The sequence below is a fragment of the Streptomyces odontomachi genome, from assembly GCF_024435355.1.
GTDB classification, from domain to species: Bacteria; Actinomycetota; Actinomycetes; order Streptomycetales; family Streptomycetaceae; genus Streptomyces; species Streptomyces odontomachi.
The window spans coordinates 1-305 of record NZ_JAMJWG010000108.1 but is presented as its reverse complement, the minus strand read 5'-3'; the positions used below and the strand labels follow the sequence as shown (position 1 = coordinate 305).

The window sequence follows — 305 nt, the reverse complement described above, 5'->3', positions numbered from 1 at the left end:
CGGCGTGGCATGGCGGCGCCCGGCGCGTCGGAACTCGCTGCCGAGTTGGCCGGGTTGGGTGCGCAGGCGGATGTGGTGGCGTGTGACGTGGCCGATCGGGAGGCGGTGGCCGAGCTGCTGGCCGACCTTCCGGGGGAGTGTCCGCTGACTGCGGTGGTGCACTGTGCCGGGGTGCTGGACGACGGCACGGTGTCGGTGCTGACCCCGGAGCGGTTGTCCGCGGTGCTGCGGCCGAAGGTGGACGCGGCCTGGCACCTGCACGAGCTGACCCGCGAGATGGACCTCACGGCCTTCGTGCTGTTCTC

The 305-nt window shown here is 72.5% G+C and carries 1 protein-coding gene; it reads left to right on the top strand.

Going from position 1 to position 305, the window contains the following annotated elements; genetic code table 11:
* Nucleotides 1-305 (top strand): KR domain-containing protein (locus NQO67_RS43585; protein WP_255956211.1); only part of this gene is annotated, 305 nt, incomplete at both ends.